This is a genomic window from Flindersiella endophytica (assembly GCF_054779015.1).
This window is the reverse complement of the sequence record NZ_BAAGYY010000019.1, coordinates 32,437-52,656: the sequence shown is the minus strand read 5'-3', so window position 1 is coordinate 52,656 and position 20,220 is coordinate 32,437. Positions and strand designations below refer to the sequence as shown.

General features: G+C 70.7%; 23 protein-coding genes. 13 read left to right on the top strand and 10 right to left on the bottom strand.

The features are described 5' to 3' along the window. Positions 1-107 precede the first annotated feature (107 nt). Complete coding sequence (locus ACYVF6_RS20840) at positions 108-479, bottom strand: VOC family protein (protein ID WP_460523806.1); 372 nt, start codon at positions 477-479, stop codon at positions 108-110. A gap of 183 nt (positions 480-662) precedes the next feature. Between ACYVF6_RS20840 and ACYVF6_RS20835 the strand changes: the two genes are divergently transcribed. Together ACYVF6_RS20835 and ACYVF6_RS20830 are read left to right on the top strand one after the other, a co-directional pair. Beyond that, positions 663-2,381, top strand: a complete 1,719-nt coding sequence (locus tag ACYVF6_RS20835) for a sensor histidine kinase (RefSeq protein WP_460523804.1) — start codon at positions 663-665, stop codon at positions 2,379-2,381. A gap of 45 nt (positions 2,382-2,426) precedes the next feature. Further along, positions 2,427-2,642 (top strand): hypothetical protein, encoded by a 216-nt coding sequence (locus ACYVF6_RS20830; RefSeq protein WP_460523802.1) that lies wholly within the window; start codon positions 2,427-2,429, stop codon positions 2,640-2,642. Between the two features lie 4 nt (positions 2,643-2,646). Here ACYVF6_RS20830 and ACYVF6_RS20825 read toward each other — a convergent pair whose 3' ends face one another. The 4 genes from ACYVF6_RS20825 to soxR all read right to left on the bottom strand — a co-directional run bounded on the left by ACYVF6_RS20825 (position 2,647) and on the right by soxR (position 5,868). Then, on the bottom strand, positions 2,647-3,390 hold the full coding sequence (locus ACYVF6_RS20825; RefSeq protein ID WP_460523800.1) for a D-Ala-D-Ala carboxypeptidase family metallohydrolase: 744 nt from the start codon (positions 3,388-3,390) through the stop codon (positions 2,647-2,649). Positions 3,391-3,552: 162 nt separating this feature from the next. Continuing rightward, entirely contained in the window at positions 3,553-4,317 is a 765-nt protein-coding gene (locus ACYVF6_RS20820; protein WP_460523798.1) for a DUF6883 domain-containing protein, read from the bottom strand. Between the two features lie 53 nt (positions 4,318-4,370). Continuing rightward, positions 4,371-5,075 (bottom strand): GNAT family N-acetyltransferase, encoded by a 705-nt coding sequence (locus ACYVF6_RS20815; protein ID WP_460523796.1) that lies wholly within the window; start codon positions 5,073-5,075, stop codon positions 4,371-4,373. A 310-nt stretch (positions 5,076-5,385) separates the two neighbouring features. Next, positions 5,386-5,868 (bottom strand): redox-sensitive transcriptional activator SoxR, encoded by a 483-nt coding sequence (gene soxR / locus ACYVF6_RS20810; RefSeq protein WP_460523794.1) that lies wholly within the window; start codon positions 5,866-5,868, stop codon positions 5,386-5,388. A 55-nt stretch (positions 5,869-5,923) separates the two neighbouring features. Here soxR and ACYVF6_RS20805 point away from each other — a divergent pair, with 55 nt between their 5' ends. Continuing rightward, a complete protein-coding gene (locus ACYVF6_RS20805; protein ID WP_460523792.1) occupies positions 5,924-6,835 on the top strand; it encodes an NADP-dependent oxidoreductase in 912 nt (303 codons plus the stop codon). 7 nt (positions 6,836-6,842) lie between these two features. Here ACYVF6_RS20805 and ACYVF6_RS20800 read toward each other — a convergent pair whose 3' ends face one another. Continuing rightward, on the bottom strand, positions 6,843-7,547 hold the full coding sequence (locus ACYVF6_RS20800) for a DUF998 domain-containing protein (RefSeq protein ID WP_460523790.1): 705 nt from the start codon (positions 7,545-7,547) through the stop codon (positions 6,843-6,845). Positions 7,548-7,656: 109 nt separating this feature from the next. Here ACYVF6_RS20800 and ACYVF6_RS20795 point away from each other — a divergent pair, with 109 nt between their 5' ends. Next, positions 7,657-8,331 (top strand): TetR/AcrR family transcriptional regulator, encoded by a 675-nt coding sequence (locus ACYVF6_RS20795; RefSeq protein WP_460523788.1) that lies wholly within the window; start codon positions 7,657-7,659, stop codon positions 8,329-8,331. Between the two features lie 13 nt (positions 8,332-8,344). Here ACYVF6_RS20795 and ACYVF6_RS20790 read toward each other — a convergent pair whose 3' ends face one another. After that, complete coding sequence (locus ACYVF6_RS20790) at positions 8,345-9,775, bottom strand: hypothetical protein (protein ID WP_460523786.1); 1,431 nt, start codon at positions 9,773-9,775, stop codon at positions 8,345-8,347. Between the two features lie 82 nt (positions 9,776-9,857). Between ACYVF6_RS20790 and ACYVF6_RS20785 the strand changes: the two genes are divergently transcribed. Together ACYVF6_RS20785 and ACYVF6_RS20780 are read left to right on the top strand one after the other, a co-directional pair. Further along, on the top strand, positions 9,858-10,733 hold the full coding sequence (locus ACYVF6_RS20785; protein WP_460523784.1) for a hypothetical protein: 876 nt from the start codon (positions 9,858-9,860) through the stop codon (positions 10,731-10,733). 60 nt (positions 10,734-10,793) lie between these two features. Beyond that, positions 10,794-11,195: a RidA family protein gene (locus tag ACYVF6_RS20780; RefSeq protein WP_460523782.1), complete on the top strand. Its 402-nt coding sequence runs from the start codon at positions 10,794-10,796 to the stop codon at positions 11,193-11,195. 10 nt (positions 11,196-11,205) lie between these two features. On the opposite strand, the gene ACYVF6_RS20775 is transcribed toward ACYVF6_RS20780, so the two are convergent. Beyond that, on the bottom strand, positions 11,206-12,279 hold the full coding sequence (locus ACYVF6_RS20775) for an SDR family oxidoreductase (protein WP_460523780.1): 1,074 nt from the start codon (positions 12,277-12,279) through the stop codon (positions 11,206-11,208). Between the two features lie 71 nt (positions 12,280-12,350). On the opposite strand from ACYVF6_RS20775, the gene ACYVF6_RS20770 reads away from it, so the two are divergent. Both ACYVF6_RS20770 and ACYVF6_RS20765 read left to right on the top strand, forming a co-directional pair. Next, positions 12,351-13,268: a LysR family transcriptional regulator gene (locus tag ACYVF6_RS20770; protein WP_460523778.1), complete on the top strand. Its 918-nt coding sequence runs from the start codon at positions 12,351-12,353 to the stop codon at positions 13,266-13,268. A gap of 85 nt (positions 13,269-13,353) precedes the next feature. Then, positions 13,354-14,331, top strand: coding sequence for a cation diffusion facilitator family transporter (locus ACYVF6_RS20765; RefSeq protein WP_460523776.1), 978 nt, complete (start codon positions 13,354-13,356; stop codon positions 14,329-14,331). On the opposite strand, the gene ACYVF6_RS20760 is transcribed toward ACYVF6_RS20765, so the two are convergent. Further along, positions 14,322-14,651 carry a winged helix-turn-helix transcriptional regulator gene (locus ACYVF6_RS20760; RefSeq protein WP_460523774.1) on the bottom strand — a complete coding sequence of 110 codons (330 nt, stop codon included), beginning with the start codon at positions 14,649-14,651 and terminating at the stop codon, positions 14,322-14,324. The two genes, ACYVF6_RS20765 and ACYVF6_RS20760, sit on opposite strands and share 10 nt — an antisense overlap. Positions 14,652-14,690: 39 nt before the next feature. Between ACYVF6_RS20760 and ACYVF6_RS20755 the strand changes: the two genes are divergently transcribed. After that, on the top strand, positions 14,691-15,095 hold the full coding sequence (locus tag ACYVF6_RS20755; RefSeq protein WP_460523772.1) for a VOC family protein: 405 nt from the start codon (positions 14,691-14,693) through the stop codon (positions 15,093-15,095). Here ACYVF6_RS20755 and ACYVF6_RS20750 read toward each other — a convergent pair. Then, positions 15,073-17,841, bottom strand: a complete 2,769-nt coding sequence (locus ACYVF6_RS20750) for an ATP-binding protein (RefSeq protein ID WP_460523770.1) — start codon at positions 17,839-17,841, stop codon at positions 15,073-15,075. The two genes, ACYVF6_RS20755 and ACYVF6_RS20750, sit on opposite strands and share 23 nt — an antisense overlap. 74 nt (positions 17,842-17,915) lie before the next feature. Between ACYVF6_RS20750 and ACYVF6_RS20745 the strand changes: the two genes are divergently transcribed. From ACYVF6_RS20745 to ACYVF6_RS20730, 4 genes are read left to right on the top strand one after another with little or no spacing between them, the layout of a single operon-like run. Continuing rightward, positions 17,916-18,365: a nuclear transport factor 2 family protein gene (locus ACYVF6_RS20745; protein ID WP_460523768.1), complete on the top strand. Its 450-nt coding sequence runs from the start codon at positions 17,916-17,918 to the stop codon at positions 18,363-18,365. Next, positions 18,362-19,249, top strand: coding sequence for an LLM class oxidoreductase (locus ACYVF6_RS20740; RefSeq protein WP_460523766.1), 888 nt, complete (start codon positions 18,362-18,364; stop codon positions 19,247-19,249). The genes ACYVF6_RS20745 and ACYVF6_RS20740 overlap by 4 nt, the downstream gene beginning before the upstream one ends. A 9-nt stretch (positions 19,250-19,258) precedes the next feature. After that, a complete protein-coding gene (locus tag ACYVF6_RS20735; protein WP_460523764.1) occupies positions 19,259-19,411 on the top strand; it encodes a hypothetical protein in 153 nt (50 codons plus the stop codon). Continuing rightward, the gene (locus tag ACYVF6_RS20730; RefSeq protein WP_460523762.1) at positions 19,408-20,196 is read left to right on the top strand and encodes an SDR family NAD(P)-dependent oxidoreductase; all 789 of its coding nucleotides are present in this window, start codon (positions 19,408-19,410) and stop codon (positions 20,194-20,196) included. Before ACYVF6_RS20735 ends, ACYVF6_RS20730 begins: the two co-directional genes overlap by 4 nt. Positions 20,197-20,220 lie beyond the last annotated feature (24 nt).

The window sequence follows — 20,220 nt, the reverse complement described above, 5'->3', positions numbered from 1 at the left end:
CGGGCGGTGGAGGGTCGTGCTGGCGGTGTTGTCGGGTGAGCTGTCGATGCGAAGGCTGCCCGTCGGCATGGCGTCTCGGATGGCTCGGTGGCCAAGCCGGGCGGATCTCATCCGGTGAACAAGGTGCGTCGATCCACCATGCAGAGTCGATTGCCGTCCGGGTCCCGCAGATAGAAGGAACGCTCACCCCACGGCCGCACAGCGATCCCATCGTCAATCTCCGCACCCATCAGAGCGGACGCACGTCGGCGGACCGCCTCAAGATCATCGACGGCGAAATACACGGGCTCCGGATTGGGTCGGGGGTCCCACGGGTCCGTGTCCTCCCGTGGACTGAACAGCGCCAGAATCGTCCCCTCACAGTCGATGTAGTGCCGCCCACTCGACACACGCTTTCCCGAGAGCCCAAGCAGCCCTTCGTAGAACTGAGCGGCGGCATTGATCTTCGACACCGGAACGATCACTCTGAACAGTCGCATCCATGACCTCCCAGAGGGCATACCTCGCGTGCCCTCTCTCACGCACTCCACTGTCACCAGTCCCAGGAGTGCTACCCCACGCTAAGACCCCAGGAAGGTCCCGCCAACTTCTTGAGGCATGACACCGGCACCGAGCCAACGGCAGAGGTTAGCCTTGATCTGGCCGTGTTCGAGGGGGACGCGATGCGTGACGAGGACGACGCGCCAGCCGCCGTACCCGGGGAGCCCGTGTCACCCGGTCCGAACTGGCTCCGCCTGGAATCCGTTCTGCGCGAGCTGATCGAACGCGCCGGGCAGGTCCTCGACGACGAGCACCGGATCCATCGGCTGCTCGACGCGGTCGTCTCGATCGGCCGCAGCCTCGACTACTCCTCCGTCGCGGTGTCCGCCATCGACGCCGCCTGCACGCTGGTCGACGCGCGTTACGGCGCGCTCGCCGTGGTCGGTCCCGACCAGACCATCTCCGACTTCCGCCGGCTCGCCAGTCTCGGGTCGGAGAGCGCCGAAGACCTCGACGTCGTGACGTCCGGTCCCGACGGCGGGCTCGGCCTGCTCGGCGACCTGATCGGCAACCCGCGCCCCATCCGCGTGAGCCGGTCCGACGCCGTGGACTACTCCTTCCTCGGCGTCCCCGTGCGCGTGCGCGAGGAGATCCACGCCGTGCTGTACGTCACCGACAAGCGGCGTGGCGAGTTCGGCCAGGAGGACGAGGACGCCCTGATCGCCCTGTCGGCGGCCACCGGCATCGCGATCGAGAACGCCCGGTCGTACGAGAAGACCGTGCGCAACGAGCGCTGGCTGCTGGCGTCCAACGAGATCATGAGCCGCCTGCTGTCCGGCTCGACCTCCGGCGGCACGCTCGACCTGATCGCCGAACGTGTCGGCGAGGTAGCCGGCTCCGACCTCGCCCTGCTCGCGCAGCTGGACGAGCGCAGAGACCACCTGGTCGTCGAGGTCGCGACTGGCACCGGCGCCGACGCCGCCCTCGGCCGGACGGCACTGGTCGCCGGAACGTCGCTGCCCGAGCTGCTCCGGCTCGGCGAGCCGCGGTTGTACGACCTGGACGGGCACCCCTCCGGCGTGACCGACTGGCTCTCGGACCTGGTGACCGACTCGGACCTGCTGCACGGCTCGGCGATCGTCGTGCCGCTCGGCGTCGCGACCCAGCCCGCCGGCGTGCTGACGATGGTGCGTTCGGCCGGCGCGCCGCCGTTCGACGAGGTCGACCTCCAGCTGGCCGAGACGTTCGCCGGGCATGCGGCGCTGGCTCTGGAGTTCGGCCAGATCCAGGCCGACCGCGCGGAGCTCGCGGTGTTCCAGGACCGCGACCGGATCGCCCGCGACCTGCACGACCGGGTGATCCAGCGGCTGTTCGCGGTCGCGCTCGGGCTGCTCGGCCTGTCGCGGCAGCCGTTGCCGGCACCGCTGTCCGAGCGGGTTCGCGGGTACGTAAGCGACCTCGACGCCACGATCGCGGAGATCCGCCGGACCATCTTCTTCCTGCAGGAGGCGCACACCGCGCGCGCCAGCCTGCGCGCGCAGCTGCTCCAGACGGCCGACCTGGCCGCCGGGCAGCTGGGTTTCGAACCACACGTCGAGCTGTCCGGACCGCTCGACTCCGCGGTCGACGACGAGCTGCGCCCGCAACTGGTCGCGACCATACGCGAGGCGCTGGCCGGCCTGGCCGCTCGCGGCAGCGCGCATCAGGTGTCGGTGTTCGTCCTCGCGGACGTGGAGGCCGAGCTGCTCATCGTGGGAGTCGAGAACGACGGCGCGCCACCCGGCAGTGCAGACCTGGAGGCGTTCGTGGCCAGGGCCGATACGTACGGCGGCACGTTCGAGGTCGGCGAGCGTCCGGGCGGCCGGACGCGACTGTCGTGGCGGCTGCCGCTGGAACGGTGAACCGCACCAATGCCTACGTACTCCCCATCGGGGTAAACAAGGCGCATGACGCAGGAGTGGGAAGAGCGCGCGGCGCAGGACCAGAACGGCGAGCCAGGCTTGGAAGAACCCGATGCCGACGCCGCCGAGCAGCGCCGCCCGCTCAGCAACGCCGAGGAGCCCGAATCCCCCGACGAACCGCTGCCGGAGGAGGCCGACGAAGCCGACGTCCTCGACCAGCGGCGGATCGTGCCGGCCGAGGACGAGGACTACACCCCGTAAGTCGCTAGACGCCGCAGTTCGGCGCGTCCCAGACCGTCCCGCCACGGATGTCGCAGTGGATGTGGTCGTTGTGGTCCGGGTAGCCGGGACCGAACAGGCCACCGAACCCGTGGTACCTCGCCTGCTGCACGATCCGGCACAGCGTGGCGTAGTTGGAGATCACGTCGGCGGCCGTGCCGTACAGGTGCTGACTGTTCGACGCGCCGCCCACCGCGCTGTTGCACGCGCGGCTACGGAACCCTGACGTGACGATCAGCGGGTTGTCGCCGAGTGCGTGCCGCAGGGCCTCGAGCCGCCACATCACGCGCAGCGCGTTCGACTTGGCGGTCGCGGCCGAGACCGCACCGCCTGACCAGTCACTGTTGCAGTCGTTGAGCTCCGCGTACGAGAAGTGGATCGGCGTACAGTCGTCGTCCTGCAGCTCGTAGATCTTGCCGTACGTCTGCGAGCCGGCGATGCCGTCGGCGCCCAGTCCGTACGCCTGCTGGAATCGCGTGACGGCGGCCTTGGTCTGCGGCCCGAACGCGCCGTCGATCGCGATCTGGTTGTTGTATCCGGGCCAGCCCGCGACCCGGATCTGCAGTTGCGTGACGTCGCTTCCGCTCGCGCCTTCGCTGAGCGTGCGCGACCAGGTGTAGCAGCCGTCGGCGTGTGCCGGGCCGGCCCAGCCGACGACGGTGGTGGCCGCCGCCACTGCGGTGGCGGCCGATCCGGCTAGGACTGTGCGGCGGCGAAGTAGACGCCCCATGTGGGGTTCCTCCCATGCTTCAGCGTGCGCGAGGACGCTGACGGATTGGTGGATCCGATCCGGGCCTCGCGGGACACCAACCATCTCGGCGTGGAAGGGACGCCGGGTCAAGCAAAGCTGACAGAAGCGGCCTGGCAGCTTAGTGCCCGGAGCGCGTCCAGCTCACGCGCTGTCGCCGGATGGCAACTCTGGAAAGGGTTCCGGCCAAACGCGCAGGAGCTCTGGGCGTTGCCGGCCGTGGCGTAGCAGCCAGCGCGAGACGAGAATCGCGTGCCGGCCGTTCTCGCCGATCAGGCCGGTGCGTAGCTGGTAGATCGTGCCGTCGTCGGTGTCTTCGGTGCTCTCGATCCGGGCGGAGGCGAGCTGAACCCTCAACAGGTACGCGAGATTCTCGGCGTAGAGCGGGCGATATCCCTTCACCTGAAGGGAATAGCCGAGGTCGGTCCAGGCCTCGGCGGTCTCCTGGCCGTCGGGATCGTCGGGGTCCATGCCGGGGCGGTAGATGGTGTCGTGCGCGATGACGGGATCGCCGAGGCCTTGCAGGACAGGGCCGAACTCCGGCAGGGTGGCGGCCTGCTCACCGATCTGGAGCTCGAGCTCGCGGTCGATGTGGTCCTTCCATTCCCTGGCCAGGTCGAGGTGGAAGGCTTCGGGGAGCTGCGGGCCGCGGAGGCGGTCGGCCTGCTCCTCGACGGAGAGCTCGCCGAACGGCAGGCCGGCGCGTTCGGTGGGGGCGGCGGCGTCGACTGGCCCGTCTGCGCGGCCTGCACTGCTGTCGTCGCCGTTACCGTCGTTGTCGTCGTCGTTGTCTTCGCTGCGTTCGTCGCCGCGCTCGTCGGCACGTTCGTCGGAACGGGAACGACGATCGCGCCGGCCGTCGGAGGATTCGCCGTTGCCAACGCCCGACGTACGCCAGTATCCAGACACTGGCGCAGCGTAGAAGAAGAGGCCGTTTCCGGACAACTCGGCTCGCCGCTTCGTTACAGGCGGATGACGGGCTCTTCGCTGACGCCGAACGCGCTCCAGCCGACGTCCGGGAAGCCGGATGCCGTGGCGACCTTCGCGGATGCGTGGTTGTCGGTCTCGTACATGTACGTCGGAATCGCGCCTTCGTCGAGGATCCGGCGCGCCGCCTGCGCGACCAGCCTGCGCGCGAATCCCTTGCCCTGTGCGCGTTCGGCTGTGCCCACGGCGATCTCGTGCCCGAACGCGTCGTGCCGCTTGATGCCGACGCCGGCGAGGTAGTCGCCCGTCTCGTCGTCGAACTTCACCAGCACGTCGCCGTTGAACGGCTTGAGCCAGGTAGGCACCGCCGGGTCGATCGCGGAGATCCACACGCCCAGGTCCGGCAGTGGCGCGGGGGCGGTCGTCCAGCGGAAGTAGGCCCGGAACCAACCGCGGTCGGAGTAGCCGACCATCCCTGGCAGCTCCTCCCCCAACTGGTCGCGATCGCCGAGCGCGGCATAACGCGTACGAATGGCGTCCGCGGGCGCGGGCGGCACGGAGAGCACGGCGCGCTCGGGCTCTCCGATGCCGAACGCCGGATGGATCACGCCGTCCCACTCCGGACGGGTCCGCTTGCTGGAGGCAACGATGTCGAGCCCGGGCTGGTGAGCGGGCCAGCGGCCAAGCCAGCTCTCGAGGTGACGGGTCAGCTTCTCGGGCACTGGCTGCGGTTGGCTCACGCTTACCCATTCTTCCCGGTTTCGTCGCCCAGGACCAACGAGCTCAGACCATCTCAGGACGGGCCAAGCCCCAGCGGCACCGGCCCAGCCCCAGCACACCTCCCCCAGTCCCAGCGCACCTCCGCGCAGCGCCGGCACCAGCGCACCCCTGCCTCCGCACCAGCGCGCCCCTAGCCTTGCCCCAGCCCAGCTCGGCGCCACTCGCAGCGCAACTCCACCCGCTCCCGGCGCAGCTCCGCCCCAGTTCCAGCGCAGCTCCGCCTCGACCCACCTCCAGCGCAGCTTCGCCCAGCTCCGGCGCAGCTTCGGGTCAGGCCGGCTCGCAGCTGCCGGCGGCGCAGGCGGCGGCGAGCCGGCGTGGGCCGGGGCCTTGCTTGCCGAGGACGTCGTGGGGGTTGGCCAGCTTGCAGTGGCCGAGCGTGAGGCAGCCGCAGCCGATGCACTGGCTGAGCTGGTCGCGAAGCTCGGTCAGCGCATGGATCCGCAGGTCCAGCTCGCCACGCCAGGCAGCCGACAGCCGGGCCCAGTCGCGGGCGGTCGGGGTGCGTTCGTCGGGGAGCCGGGCCAGGGCCTCGCGGATCGTGCTGAGCGGGATGCCGACCCGCTGGGCCGCCCGGACGAACGCGACCCGGCGAAGCGTGTCGCGGGTGTAGCGGCGCTGGTTGCCGGTGGTCCGCCGACTGCGGATCAGCTCCTTGCGTTCGTAGAAGTGCAGCGCGGACACGGCGACTCCGCTGCGGTCCGCCAGCTGGCCGACGGTGAGCTCTTGGCTGTCCCAGGCGAGTTCGGTCATGCTGCCGAGCCTAGCGCTTGACCTCAACAATGGTTCAGGTTGGAGGATCGAGCGCATGAAAGCAGCAGCCTTCGAAGCGTTCGGCCCGCCCGAGGTCCTGAAACTGACGGACCTCCCCGACCCCCACGCCGGCCCCGGCCAGGTGCGCGTCAAAGTGAAAGCCGCCGGCGTACAGCCGTACGACATCGCCGTACGCGCCGGCAACGTGCCGCCCACGGCGACGGTCCACCTGCCCGGCATCCCCGGCAACGAGTTCGCCGGCATCGTCGACGAGATCGGCGCGGACGTCGCCGGCATCGCGACAGGCGACGAGGTGCTGGGCTTCGGCACGTTGCTGAGTTACGCCGAGTACGTCGTCGTCCCCGCGGACCAGGTCACACCCAAGCCCGCCGGCATGCCGTGGGAGGTCGCGGGCGGGTTCACCGCGGGCGGGCAGACCGCCGACATCGCGCTCAGCCAGCTGGCGATCCAGCCCGGCGAGGTCGTCGCGGTGCACGGTGCGGCCGGCAACGTCGGCACGTTCGCCGTCCAGCTGGCTCACCTCGCCGGCGCCGGGCTCGTGATCGGCACGGCGAGGCCGGACAACCACGACTACCTCCGCGACCTCGGCGCGATCCCGGTCGCGTACGGCGAAGGCCTCGCCGACCGGATCCGCACGCTCGCACCGACTGGCATCGACGCCGCGATCGATGCCGCCGGCGGCGATGCCCTGCGCGTCGCGCTCGAGGTCGCGAACGATCCGCACCGGATCGTGACGCTGGTCGAGCACGCCAAAGCCGCCGAGCTCGGCGTGCAGACCACCCAGAACCTCCGGTCGGCGCAGCGCCTCGGCCGCCTGGCGAAGCTGTACGACGACGGAAAGCTGGCGTTCCACGTCCGCCGGACGTACTCACTCGCCGAGGCCGCCGGAGCCCACAGGGAGATGGAGACCGGCCACGGCCGCGGCAAGATCGTCCTGACGATCTGACGGCGACCTATGCAGCGCCGCCGCCATCGGGATGCGGGACCGTGCGGTAGAAGCGGACGGACGTCAGCGCGAGCCACGCCCAGGCCACCACCACGGCGATCCAGAACGTCAGCACACCGAGCTCGACGCTGGGCATGAACGCGCCACCGAAGAAGCCGGCGACCAGCACGATCCCGCTCACCCGGGAGTACACACCCCAGGCCCGGTCACCCCGGCGTGTCCACCAGCCGGCCACGAGGAACATCGCGGCCGCGAACAGCACGAACCCGACCATGCCGAACAGCAGGTGGCCGGCGCCGCTCGCCGACATCGTGGTCGCCATCCCGGCGGGAGTTCCGGGCGGGAAGCCGTCCATCGGGTCGGGCGGCACGAGACCGCTCGCCACCAGGCAGACGCCGTACCCGCCGGTGAGCCCGCCCGCCCAGTACGCCCGTTTCCCGCCGGCAGACCGCAGGGCCCGCGCGATCCCCAGCGCCGCGGCCAGCGTCATCAGTCCGGAGAGGATCAGGTTGAGCGCCTGGATCCAGCCGTGGTCGCCGAGCATCAGCAGGCTGAGCGGGTGCCGCGTGATCTCGAACCCGTCGCGCGTCAGCGCGAGGACGATCCCGAGCACGAGATAGAACGGTCCGACCACCACGCCCCATCCCAGAAGTGAACGGGTGACGGCGGCCGCCCGGTCGAAACCCGCACCCTGTCGCGCCTTGACGCTCATCGCTTTCTGGCCCTTCCGCTCGGACTTCTTACACTGGAGAGGGCATTATTACACCGAACGGTGTACTTGTACACTGACCAGTGCTGAAGATCGGTGAACAGAAGGGCGCGTGGCTTTCGTGTGGACCCGGACGGGACAACCCGCGGCCGCCGGCGACGGCGCGCTCGACCCCCGGGTCGCCCGGTCGCGAGCGGTGATCGTCGCCGCGGCGTCGGAGCACTTCCTGCGCCACGGCTACGTCGGCGCGAGCGTCGACGACATCGCCGCGGCCGCGAGAGTGTCCAAGCGGACCGTCTACAACATCTTCGGCGGCAAGGAGCAGCTGTTCCGCGAGATCCTGGCCGACGCGTTCGCGGTCGCCGGGCAGTTCTCGGCCGGCCTCGGGTCGACTCTCGCGAAGGCCGAAGACGTCGAAGCCGAGCTGAAGGCGATCGCCGTCGAACTGGCCGGATCGGTCCTGAGCCGCCGGGTCGTACGCCTGCGCCGGCTGCTCATCGGCGAGGCCGAACGCTTTCCGGAGCTCGCCAGGGAGTACTACCAACGAGCGCCGGACCGCGTGATGACCGCGCTCGCCGACGCGATGGCGCGGCTTGGCGAGCGCGGCCTGCTGTCCGTCGCCGAAGACCCGCGGCAGGCCTCCGAGCACTTCGCGTTCCTGGTCCTCGGCGCCCCACTCGACCGGGCCCTGTTCACACCGAGCGACGACGACGGCTTCACCGACGCCGATAAGCGTCGTGTACTCGCGGGCGTCGACGTCTTCCTGCGGGCGTACGGCCCGCGCTGACAGGCCCTCGTCGCTACACCGACGACCCCAGACTCCAGCCGTAACGCCCGTCGTACTCCGGGCCGACAACCGAACGCCACGTCACCCGGATCGGCGTCGTCAGCTTCACCACACCGACACCGTTCTCCCCCGGAATCCCGACCACAGCAAGGGGATACTCCACCGGCCTGGCCAGCAACGTCTGCCCGAACCGGTCGCCGGTTTCGTTGGTCCCACCCAGCGACGCGTCGGTCAGCGCGCGCACCTGCGCCGAATGCAGGACGTTGACCATGCCCGCGTCGCGCGCGGGGCCGAGGTCCTCGCCCGGGACGCCGATCGACATCACCGACGTACGGTCCTCCGTCCAGCCGGAGCCGGTCGCCTGCCAGGAGAACGACGCGCCGAAACGGTCGCCGGCCTCGGCCGCGCCCTCCAGGGCCGCGCCTGTGACGTCGTCCACGGAGTTCTGGGTGAACGCCGGGCCGGCCGTTGGCTGGTCCTCCCAGCCGCCGTCGAGGATGGTGCTCACCATGCCGGCGTCGACCTCGGTGCCGACGTCCTCGTCCGGCACGCCGACGTAGATACGGTCGAAGTTGCTCAGCAGCACCTGGCCGAAGTGGTCGCCGGTCTCCGCGGCGCCCGGCATGCCCGGGCTGTCCTGCGTCATCACCGCGTCGGCCCCGACGTCGATGAGACTGGCGCGGTAGAACACCGCTCCCGCGCCGGCCTGGCCGTTCACCGTCTCGCCGGGAGCGCCGATCCCGCGGATCGAGTCGTTCTCGGCCAGAGCCGTACCGAACCGGTCGTAAGCCTCCGGCTGCTCGCCTTCCCAGTCGGCCTCGGTCAGCAGGAAGCCGCTCCAGACCCGTGGACCGGACCCGATGTCCAGGTCGACGACCGCACCGGCGTCGACGGCGACGCCACCACCGTCGATCGCGACGTCGTAGCCAGGCGCACCGACCATGAACGTCTCGCCGGCGTCGGGGTCCCACTGGATCCGCTCGTTGAACAGACTCGACCCGAACGCCGCGCCTGCCTGCGCCTCACCGTCGATCTCGGATTGGTCCATGGTGATCGTCCGCCAGTACGCCGGGCCGGCGCGACCGGTCATGAGGAAGACGTAGACGGCACCGGCATCGGTCTTCCCTGCTACGTCCTTTCCCGGTGCGCCGACGAGCAGGTCCTCGTCGCCGTCGCCGTCCAGGTCGGCCGCCGCCGTCGCGGTGCCGAACCGGTCGCCGGGACCGGGCTCCGGGGCGGTGAGGTACTGGATCGTGCCGTTGGAGTCGCGAAACTCGACCGCGCCGGCGTCGGCCTGGCCGTTCACGTCCTGCAGTGGAATGCCTATCTCGACGTGGGGCATGGTGCGGGCGGCGTGCGCCGGCACTGCCGCGGAGGTGGTGACGGCCGTTGCCGCCAGGGCCGTCGCCACGCAGGCAGCGATGGTCCGGATGTGTTCACGCATTTGGGTTCCCCCCTCAAAGGCGTCTGCTTATCTGGCCAGATCCGGACCGCCATCGGTTTGTTGCCGGCGTACCGTGAAAGTTGTGGACGCCGAGCAGATGGGTCGCATGTATCTGGACCACTTGAGCGACGCCGACCTCCGGCTGCTGGCCGCCGCGTCGCGAGAGCAACCGGACCCCGCCCAGTTGCGGCGGATGCCCGCCGCCGTGCCCGAACTCGTCGAGACGGCCGAGGTCTACGACGCGATCTACGGGCCGGCCGCGATCGCGTCCGGGCGGCCGGTGAACGTGTCGCCGTTCCTCGCGTTCGCGGTCGCCGTGCATCGCGCGATGCTCGACCTGGCGACGATGACGTACGTGCCGGAGCCGGGTGGGCAGCGCGGGTCGCGGCTCCCGGTCTTCGACACGCCGCAGCTGCGCGACTTCCTCGGCTCGCAGCGGCGCCGGGTGTTCCTCGCGGAGTTGCTGACCTCGTTCACGAAGGTCGCGAGCGGACGCTATGTCGTACGCACGCGGCGCGGCTTGCGGATGCGGCGGTTCAGCGAGCTCGACCTGGTGCGGATGGCCGGACTCGCCGATGCCGCGCCCGATGCGGAGAAGCCCGGAATCTACCGCAGGCTTGGCGATCTGGCGCTGTTCCTGGCCGGGGTGTTCCCCGACTACGTACGCCAGCACGCGCTCGGGCCGGTCGACGCTTCCCGGGTGCTGCGGGCGGCTCACCTGGCGCGCGGCGAGCAGGACCGGCTGCTGTCGACACCGGCGATCGAGCTGTTCGAGTATCTCGGCGAGCGGTGGTATCGCCACGTCGGCGAGCTGGCGCCGTTGCGTACCGAGCAGCTCCAGGTCGTGTCGGACGTCGCCGACCGGTTCCACCAGGCGCGGCGTGTGCTCAACCTGATCGCCGGGCGGTTCCTCTTTCCCGCGGGCAATCCGTGGTTCGCACCGCCGACCGGCGGCTGAGGCATCCCGGTCTTCAAATTAGGACCGACCCTGTCCGGGATAGCGGACAGGATGGCTACCATGAGCATCTCTCTCCTGCAGCCCGACGGGCTCGTCCGAACCCCCGCCTTCAGCCATGCCGCGATCGTGCCGGCCGGTGCCACGACGATCTACATCGGCGGCCAGAACGGCGTCGACACCACCGGGGCCATCGTGTCCGCCGACGCCGGCGAGCAGGCGCTCCGGACGATCGACAACGTGACCATCGCCCTGGAAGCCGCCGGCGCCACACTCGCCGACGTCATCGCGTGGACCGTGCTGATCGACCAGAACGCCGACCTCGCGGCTGTGTACGGCGCGATCGCGCCGCGGCTCGCGCGCGAAGGCGCACCGCCCCTGGTGACGGGCGCCCGGGTCGCGGGGCTCGGAGTGCCGGGAGCGCTGCTCGAGGTCAGCGCGATCGCCGCCCTGCTGCCGTCATGAGAGCCACCGTCTAGGGGATGATTCGCCGGCGGCGGAGGTCGGCGAAGATGTCGAGGAACATCTGCTCGGTGTCGACGTACTCGTGGAAGCCGAACCTGCGGGCCTTGCTGCCGTCGGCGAAGAAGTCGTAGTTCCAGCCGAGCACGGCGTCGCCGAACCGCCAGGACGAGACGTCCTGGTAGGAGTTGGGGCGCAGGCCGTACTTCTCGACCATCGCGTTCCACAACGGCTCCTTGTCGGCCATCACCGTCTCGAGCCGCATCGGCAGTGGCGCTGCCACGTCGAGGCCGAAGTGCGTTGCCAGCTTGGGCCACAGCTCGTTCCAGCGGAACAGGTCGCCGTTGTTGATGTTGAACGCCTGGTTGGCGCAGCGTTCGTCGGTAGCGGCCCAGACGGTGGCCTTCGCCAGCAGGCCGGCGTCGGTCATCTCCAGCAACGTGTCGTACGCGCCGGGCTTGCCGGGGAAGCGCAGCGGGAGGCCGAGCTCCTTCGACATCGCGGCGTAGACGGCGATCACCATCGCGAGGTTCATCGGGTTGCCGAGCGCGAAACCGCAGACGACGGACGGGCGCAGCGCGGACCAGCTCCAGCCTGGGCCCGTCCTGGCGGCTTGACGTTCGGCCAGGAAGTCCTGCTGGGCGACGTTGAACTCCGGCGGCATGTGCCCGGCGTCGGTTTCACGGGCCGGCGTCTTGAACGGGCCGAGGTGGGCGCCGTAGACCTTGTAGCCCTGCATCAGGCTGACGTGCCGCAGCCCTCGCGCCACCGGCTCGATGGCGTCGACGAGGTTGACGAGCATCGCGAGGTTGGGTGGTACGAGCTCGGCCCAGGTCGGCTGGTCCTGGAAGGCGGCGTAGAAGACGTGCGTGACGTCGGTCAGGTCGCTGAGCTTCGCCCGGCTCTCCTCGGCGTCGAGCAGGTCGACGGTGAGGTAGCGGACGTTTCCGGTGGACTCGCCGCCGCGGCGGGACAGGCCGATCACCTCCCAGTCGGGCAACGTGGACAGGTGCTCGATGAGGTTACGGCCGATCACGCCCTGCGCTCCGGCGACGAGGGCGACCTTGCGGTCTGTGCTGATGCTCATGGTGCCCAGCCTGCGGCCGGCACTAGTATTAGTCCAAGGCTTCTTTCTGATCGTTGCCATACTCTCTGTTTATGGCAACGCTGCGGCAGCTCGAATACCTCGTGACGGTAATCGACACCGGCTCGTTCACCCGGGCGGCCGAGACGCTGCACGTCACGCAACCCGCACTCTCGCACCAGATCCAGGCGCTGGAGCGGGTGGTGGGCGGGCGGCTGCTCGAACGCCTGCCGCGGTCGGTGCGGTTGACTCCGATGGGCCGGGCGCTGCTCCCCCACGCCCGCGCGGCGCTGGCCGATGCCGCGCTGGCGGTGCGTTCGGCCCGGCAGGTGGGCGAGCTCGAGGCCGGCGAGATCCAGGTGGCGACGCTCTACTCGATCAGCCACGGCGTACTGCCGCCGGCATTGAAGGCCTGGCGGCGGTCCTGCCCAGCCGTTCAGGTGCGGTTGTTCGAGCATCGGCATGCGGACGAGCTGCTCGCGGCGACGGCCTCCGGGCGGGCCGACGTGGCGATCGGAGCGGTGCCTCCTGCGTGGGACGGGCCGGTGCACGCACTGGGGGTCGAGGAGTTCGTGGTCGTCGTACCTGCCGATGACGCGCTCGCCGGCCGGCGCCGGATTCGCCTACGTACGCTGGCCGATCGCGACTGGGTGCACTACGCGCCGGGCAACGGCCTCGGCGAGTTGCTGGACCAGGCCTGCGCGGCCGAGGGCTTCGCGCCACGCGCGGCGGTGCGCACCGAGCAGTCGGCGGCCGCACCGATGCTGGCCGCTGCCGGACTGGGCCCGGCACTGGTGCCCGCGAACATCATCCCTCCCCGCTTCGACGGCTGCCTGCTTCGGCCGCAACCCGCGATCCGCCGAATGCTGGCCGCGTACACGAGAAGCGGTGGCACGGACCCACTCACGGCCGCGTTCATCGAAACTCTCGTCCGGCATGCCTGCGTGATGCCGGCCCACGTCCAGCGGGCGCTCGAGCCGGCACGGAGCTAGCGCGAACGACTGGCGAGTGCGACCGTCCCGCAGTTGGTGCGTTCGCGTAGTTGTCGAGGTGCTGCAGCGGGGTTTTCGTGTGACGATGAGCGCTGTGAGTGGACGATTCCTGCATGCCCTGGTCCCGCATTCCCATGACACCGCAGACACCGTGGACGACACGCTCGAGGCCTCGCGGCGAGGCATGCGGGCGTTGTGGTGGTCGGCCGCGGCCCTGCTCGTCACGGCGGTCGGGCAGGGAGTGCTCGTCGGGCTCACGTCGTCTGTGGCGCTGCTGTCCGACACGCTGCACAACGCGGCCGATGCGCTGACGGCTGTGCCGTTGGCGATCGCGTTCTGGCTCGGGCGGCGCGCGGCCAGCCGGCGGTTCACCTACGGCCTGGGACGGCTGGAGGACCTGGCCGGCCTCGTGATCCTGGTGGCGATCGCAGCGTCGGCCGGATTCGCTGTGTGGGAAGGGATCCGGCGGTTGATCGAGCCGCGGGAGGTGACCAACCTCGGCTGGCTGGCAGCGGCCGGTGTGCTGGGCTTCGTGGGCAACGAACTGGTCGCGGCCTACCGGATCCGCGTCGGCCGGCAGATCGGATCGGCGGCGCTGGTCGCCGACGGCCTGCACGCCAGGACCGACGGGCTGACGTCACTCGCCGTCGTACTGTCGGCCGGCGGCGCGGCACTCGGCTGGCGCTGGGCCGACCCGCTGGCCGGCCTCCTCATCGCGGCGGCGATCCTCGCCGTCCTGATCGGCGCGGCCAAGCAGGTGCTCGCCCGCCTGCTGGACGCCGTGGACCCCGCGCTGGTGGACCAGGCCAAGCTCGCCCTGGCGGAGACGCCCGGCGTGGTCGGCGTCGACGCGCTGCGGATGCGCTGGGTCGGGCACGCCCTCCAGGCCGAGGCCGACCTGGCCGTGGCCGCCGACCTCAGCCTGGCCGACGCGCACCGGATCGCGCATCGTGCGGAGCACCGGTTGTCGCACGCCCTCCCCCGGCTGGACCGGGCCTGCATCCATGCCCACCCGGCTGAGTCTGCTGAGTCTGCTGAGTCTGCTGAGCCGGCTCAGGTGTAGCGCTCGCCCCACTGCCGAAGGGAACGCAGGACCGGCTTGAGCCCGCGGCCGGCGGACGTGAGCACGTACTCGTCCCGCGGCGGCCGCTCGTTGTAGCGCTGCCGCTCGATCACCCCGGCCTGCTCGAGCTTCCGCAACCGATTCGTCAGGATCTCCCGCGGCGCCCCGGTGTTGGCCCGGATGTCGCTGAACCGGCGCACGCCGAACGTGATCTCGCGAATCACCAGGAGCGACCACCGGTCGCCGACGATGGCGAGCGAGTCGGCTATCTTGCACTCCCGAGGCGCATCCAACCGCGTCGGTTCGGCTGTCGAACTCATGGCCGGACATGCTACACAGCGGTGCGAGAGAATCTGCACATGGATGCCAAGCCCTGGTTGCGCAAGGTCGATGCCGTCACCGTTCCCGTACCCGACCTCGACAGTGGGATTCGCTTCTACTGCGAGGGTCTGGGACACGAGCTGCTGTGGCGCAACGACGACATCGGACAGGCCGGGCTCGCCCTGCCGGAGAGCGACACCGAACTGGTCCTCACCACCGAGCTCGACTACGCGCCCAGCTGGCTGGTCGCCTCGGCGGACGAGGCGGCGGCAGGGATCGCCGCCGCGGGCGGGCGGGTCCTCACGCAGCCGTTCGACATCCCCGTCGGCCGGGCAGCCGTCGTGGCCGATCCGTTCGGCAACCGGCTGGTGCTGCTCGACCTGTCGAAGGGCCTCTACACCACCGACGACGACGGAACGGTCACTGGCGTGCGGAAAGCCTGACCAGCTCCGTCCGGGAACTGATGCCGAGCTTCTGGAACACCTTGCGCAGGTGGTAGTCCACCGTTCGCGGGCTGAGGAAGAGTTGTGCGGCGATCTCCTTGTTCGTCGCGCCTTCGCCAACGGCTGTGGCGATCCGGCGTTCCTGCGGTGTCAGCTCCAGCAGGGCGTCCGCGCCATCGGTGCGCTTGGCGGCGGTCTCGCCGGTTGCCCGCAGCTCGGAGGCCGCGCGTTCGGCCCATGCCGAAGCTCCGAGCGCCCGAAACGTCTCCAAGGCCGTACGCAAATGAGTGCGGGCCTCCGAACGCCGCCGCGTGCGGCGCAGATGGCTGCCGAACGCCAGCGCCGTCCGCGCCTGCTCCACCGGTTGCTCCGCGAGCACATGCAGCTCCAACGCCTGCTGAAAGGACGCATCGGCCTCCGCCGACGCCGACCCCGATGCCGACGCCGATGCCGACGCCGATGCCGACGCAAGCAACGCACGGCAGCGCGCGGCCTGTGCCAGCAGTCCCGGCTCCTGGACCGACTCCGCCCAGGTCTCGAACGCACCGAAGCGCGACCCGGCCCGCTCCTCCCCCGCACCCGACCAGACCGCGGACTCGACGACTTCCGGCACGGTCTGCAGCACGATCCCCGGATGGGTGGTGCGCGGGTCGCCGGCCATCACCTCGAAGTGCTCCAATGCCTCGGCAGGCCGCCCCGCCGCCAGGTCTGACAGGCCGAGGGCGCGGTACGCCTGGGCCGCCGAGCTCGACAGCCCGCGCCGCCGGGCCTCTGCGAGCACCTGTCCGGCCAGCCGTTCGACCTCCGCCTCCCGGCCGGTCCAGGCCGCCACCAACGCCAGCGAGCTCTGGTGCCGGCACGCGGTGTTGGGCTGCCCCGACTCGACGGCGAAGCGAAACCCTTCCTCCGCGTAGGATTCGGCGCCTGAGAACCGGCCGCGGGTCAGCTCCTCGCTCACGATGTAGTCGAGCACCCATGCCAGCGTCCCCGCCGCGCCGGAGCCGCGCGCGAGCCGTTCCGCCTTGTGTATCAGCCGTCTCGCGAGCGCGTGGTCGCCGATCCCCCAGGCCATCCCGCACGCCCAGCCGAGCCGCGCCGGGTCGGTGAGCTGCTCGATCGTCTCCAGGTCGCCGGGTTCCAGGCCGGGCGAGGCGCCGGATCGCATCCGGCATGCCGCCCGGAACAGCCGGGCCAGCACATCGTCCGGCTCGCTGCCGGTCAGCGTCAGCTGCTCAACGGTGTCGAGCATTGTCTGCCAGGTGCCGGCGGCGTTCGCGGTGTACGCGGCCTCGCCGATCACCATCAGCAGCTGGAACAGCTGACGGAGATCAGCCCGTACGACAGCTGGCAGCACGGGCAGGAGCAGCGCGAGTACGTCGGCGGGCCGGCCGGCCCGCAGGTCGATCAGCGCACGCGTCGCAAGCGCGTCCAGCCGCCCATTGTCGTCGGCGAGCCCTGCCGGATCCACCTTGTCCAGCAGCGAAGTCGCCCGCGCGGCATACCCGGCCTGCCACCACGCCGTCGCCGCCGCGACCTGCCGCCGCGTGCGGTCCGGAGCGGAAACGCTCAGCTCGGAGGAACGCACCAACGCGGCCGCGGCAGCCGCCGGTCCGGCCCGGCGCAACGCCTGCGCCGCCGAACGTTCCAGCTCCGAAGCCGCTTCCTCATCAGCGCCCGAGGCGGCCTGCCCGAGGTGCCAGGCCCGCCGGTCGAGGTCAGCCTCCGAACCCAGCAGCGCCTCCGCGAGCGAACGGTGCGCCGCCCGCCGCTCGGCCGTGCTCGCCCCGTGGAAGACCGCCGACCGGATCAGCGGATGCCGGAACGCCAGCGTCGCTCCGTCGACGGCCAGCAGGTCGTCGAGCGTCCCGTCGGTGAGCGCCTCGGCGTCGGCGCCGAGTGAGGCCGCCGCCTTCCGGATCGTCTCCGTACGACCGGAGCCGTCGACGGCCGCGAGCAGCAGCACCTGCTGCGAGGCGGTACCGCGCTGGCGTACGCGTTCCAGGAACGCCTGCCGCAGTCCGGTGGCCAGCGGCACCGGCTCCCGCACCCCGGACACGGGAACAGCCGGCAGCTCGCGCAGCGCGAGCGGGTTGCCTCCGGTCGCCCGCAGCAACTCGTCCAGCTCGCCGGCCGGCAGCCCGTCGCGCCCGCCCAGGGCCAGCAGCTCGCGCACCGCCTCCCGGTCCAGCCCGGCCAGCGGCAGCTCGACCAGCCCGGCGACCTGCACGCCCTGCCCCTCGTCGGCACGCGCGGCCATGGCGACCGCGATCGGCTCGTCCGACAGCCGGCGGGCGACGAAAGCCAGCGTGTCCAGGGACGGGGTGTCGACCCACTGCGCGTCGTCGATCAGGCAGAGCAGCGGACCGTCCTCGGCCGCGTCCGACAGCAGCGAGAGCGCGGCCAGCGACACCAGGAAGCGGTCGGGTGCCTCGCCGGTCGCCCGGCCGAACACCACGCCGAGCCCGCCGGCGAGTGGCGCCGGCAACCGGTCGACCCGGTCGAGCAGCGGCAGCAGCAACCGGTGGAGCGCGGCGTATCCGAGATCGGACTCCGGCTCGACGCCGGCAGTGCGCAGCACCCGCAGGCCGCTCGCCTGCTCGGCGGCGTACTCGAGCAAGGTCGTCTTACCGATACCCGGCTCGCCGTGCAGGACCAGGCAGCCGCCGGCGCCGCCTCGAGCACGTTCGAGCAGCTCGTCGATCGCCGCGCGTTCTCGTGTCCTACCCAGCACTTTCACCTGCACCACGCAGCCCAGCCTAGGGAGCGGACTGGCGATTTCACTGATTCGAGCCGGTAAGAATGCGGCATACCGTTGCCGACATGACAGAACACGAAGAGCTAACAACAGTCCTTGACCAATGGGCCGCGGCCGAGCTGGCCGGCGACCAGGCCGCACTCGACGGCATGCTGACCGACGACTTCCTCGGCATCGGGCCCCTCGGCTTCCTGCTCCCCCGCCCGGCCTACCTCGGCCGGCACGGTCCGCAGGGCCTGTCGTACGACTCGTTCACGCTGGAGGACGTGCAGGTGCGCACGTACGGTGACCACACCGCGGTCGTGGTGACCCGGCTGGTCCAGCCCGGCAACTACCAGGGCAACCCGGTGCCCGAACAGGCCCGCACCACCATCGTGCTGGTCCGCCTCGACGGCACCTGGAAGCTGTCGAACGTCCAGTTCAGCTTCGTCGCGGGTACGCCCGGGGCGCCTCCGATGCCCGGGCCGCCCCCCGGCAAGCAGATGCCGACTCCTCCGCCCGGAGCGACGTCATGAAGCTGGGCATGGGCATGCCGGCGATGAACTGGGACGGCGGCGCCCACGGGCTGGCGGGCAAGCTCGCCGAGGTCGTGGGCGCGGCCGAGGAGGCCGGCTTCGACCTGATCACGATCCCCGACCACGTATGGCTGCACCCGATCATGGGCGGGCCGGAGCAGAACCACCTCGAGGCCTACACCACGCTCGGCTTCCTCGCGGCGCACACCCGCAAGGCGCGGTTGCTGACGCTCGCGACCGCCGCGCCGTACCGGCCGCCGGGCCTGCTGGCGAAGATCGTCACGACGCTCGACGTGCTGTCCGGCGGCCGCGCGATGCTCGGCATCGGCAGCGGTGACTACCCCGAGGAGGCCGCCGGTCTCGGGCTGCCGTTCCCGGAGAAGCTGCGCGACCGGTTCGACCTGCTGGACGAGACGGTCCAGGTCTGCCTGCGGATGTGGGAGGGCGAGCAGGGGTCGCAGCAGCCGTTCGAGGGCGAGCACGTACGCCTGGAGCGCGCGCTCAACGTGCCGCAGTCGTTGCAGCGCCCACACCCGCCGATCCTGATCGCGGGCAGCGGCGAGAAGCGGACGCTGCCGCTCGTCGCGAAGTACGCCGACGCGTGCAACATCCGCCCGACGCCGGAGATCCCGCGTCAGCTCGACCTGCTGAAGCGCCTGTTCGAGCAGGAAGGACGCGACTTCGACGCGCTGGAGAAGACCGCGCCGTTCCTCTTCGACGTCGGCGAGAATGGCGAGAAGGTGCCCGAGCTGCTTTCGAAGCTGCGCTGGCTGTCGGACCTGGGTATCCAGACCGTGTTCGGCTGGGTCGTCGGAGTCGAGCGGATCGAGCCACTGGAGGTCATGGCCCGCGAGGTGTTCCCTGTCATCAGCGAATGGCCCTAGGAGCCCAACATGCTGCACATGATTCCCCGCACGACGATGACGCCGAAGCAGCTCGAAGGAGCACGCGAGCAGATCGCGGTTGTCGGGCCGGACCGGCTGGAGATCGTCTGCATCCACACCAACGCGACGATGATCCAGACCTGGCTGGAGCAGAACACATGAGCGGCGCGGACGGCCAGTACCCGCTCGCCGGCCGGGTCGCGATCGTCACCGGTGCCAGCCGCGGGATCGGCGCGGCCACGGCGCTGGCGTTCAGCCGGGCCGGCGCCCGGGTCGTGCTGGCCGCGCGCAGCGAGCAGTCGCTCACCACCCTCGCAGATCAGATCCGCGCGGAGGGCGGCAAGGCTCTGGCGGTTCCGACCGACGTGTCCGACCCGGCCTCCGTGCTGCGCATGGTCGAGCAGACGCTCGGCGCGTACGGACGGCTCGACGTCGCGCTCAACAACGCGGCGGGCGGCGGGCACCGGCCGACCCCGCTCGCGGACGTCAGCGTCGACGACTTCGACAGCGCGCTCGCGATCAGCCTCCGAGGCGTCTTCCTGTCGATGAAGTACGAGATCCCGGCGATGCTCGACGGCGGTGGCGGAGCGATCGTCAACATGGCTTCGACGGCCGGGCTCGAGGCCGTCGCCGGGCTGTCCGGCTACGTCTCGGCCAAGTTCGGTGTGATCGGCCTGACCCGCACCGCCGCACTCGACTACGCCGAGGCCGGCATCCGGGTCAACGCACTGGCACCCGGGCCGATCCGCACCGAACAGGTCGAACGGGCCGGCGAGCAGGCCCTGCTGAAGATGGGCCAGACCCTCCCTGTCAAGCGGATCGGCCGGCCCGACGAGGTCGCCGACGCGGTCGTCTGGCTCTGCTCGGACCAGTCGTCGTTCGTCACCGGCGCGACGCTGCCGATCGACGGCGGACTGCTGGCCGGCATCGCGCCATTCGGCCGCTGAAGAATATCCCCCCACTTCTCCAAG

Coding starts and splice junctions, on each gene's coding strand:
- ACYVF6_RS20840 (WP_460523806.1), bottom strand. CDS start 479: ATGCGACTGTTCAGAGTGATCGTTCCGGTGTCGAAGATCAATGCCGCC.
- ACYVF6_RS20835 (WP_460523804.1), top strand. CDS start 663: ATGCGTGACGAGGACGACGCGCCAGCCGCCGTACCCGGGGAGCCCGTG.
- ACYVF6_RS20830 (WP_460523802.1), top strand. CDS start 2,427: ATGACGCAGGAGTGGGAAGAGCGCGCGGCGCAGGACCAGAACGGCGAG.
- ACYVF6_RS20825 (WP_460523800.1), bottom strand. CDS start 3,390: ATGGGGCGTCTACTTCGCCGCCGCACAGTCCTAGCCGGATCGGCCGCC.
- soxR (WP_460523794.1), bottom strand. CDS start 5,868: ATGACCGAACTCGCCTGGGACAGCCAAGAGCTCACCGTCGGCCAGCTG.
- ACYVF6_RS20805 (WP_460523792.1), top strand. CDS start 5,924: ATGAAAGCAGCAGCCTTCGAAGCGTTCGGCCCGCCCGAGGTCCTGAAA.
- ACYVF6_RS20800 (WP_460523790.1), bottom strand. CDS start 7,547: ATGAGCGTCAAGGCGCGACAGGGTGCGGGTTTCGACCGGGCGGCCGCC.
- ACYVF6_RS20790 (WP_460523786.1), bottom strand. CDS start 9,775: ATGCGTGAACACATCCGGACCATCGCTGCCTGCGTGGCGACGGCCCTG.
- ACYVF6_RS20780 (WP_460523782.1), top strand. CDS start 10,794: ATGAGCATCTCTCTCCTGCAGCCCGACGGGCTCGTCCGAACCCCCGCC.
- ACYVF6_RS20775 (WP_460523780.1), bottom strand. CDS start 12,279: ATGAGCATCAGCACAGACCGCAAGGTCGCCCTCGTCGCCGGAGCGCAG.
- ACYVF6_RS20770 (WP_460523778.1), top strand. CDS start 12,351: ATGGCAACGCTGCGGCAGCTCGAATACCTCGTGACGGTAATCGACACC.
- ACYVF6_RS20765 (WP_460523776.1), top strand. CDS start 13,354: ATGAGCGCTGTGAGTGGACGATTCCTGCATGCCCTGGTCCCGCATTCC.
- ACYVF6_RS20760 (WP_460523774.1), bottom strand. CDS start 14,651: ATGAGTTCGACAGCCGAACCGACGCGGTTGGATGCGCCTCGGGAGTGC.
- ACYVF6_RS20755 (WP_460523772.1), top strand. CDS start 14,691: ATGGATGCCAAGCCCTGGTTGCGCAAGGTCGATGCCGTCACCGTTCCC.
- ACYVF6_RS20745 (WP_460523768.1), top strand. CDS start 17,916: ATGACAGAACACGAAGAGCTAACAACAGTCCTTGACCAATGGGCCGCG.
- ACYVF6_RS20740 (WP_460523766.1), top strand. CDS start 18,362: ATGAAGCTGGGCATGGGCATGCCGGCGATGAACTGGGACGGCGGCGCC.
- ACYVF6_RS20735 (WP_460523764.1), top strand. CDS start 19,259: ATGCTGCACATGATTCCCCGCACGACGATGACGCCGAAGCAGCTCGAA.
- ACYVF6_RS20730 (WP_460523762.1), top strand. CDS start 19,408: ATGAGCGGCGCGGACGGCCAGTACCCGCTCGCCGGCCGGGTCGCGATC.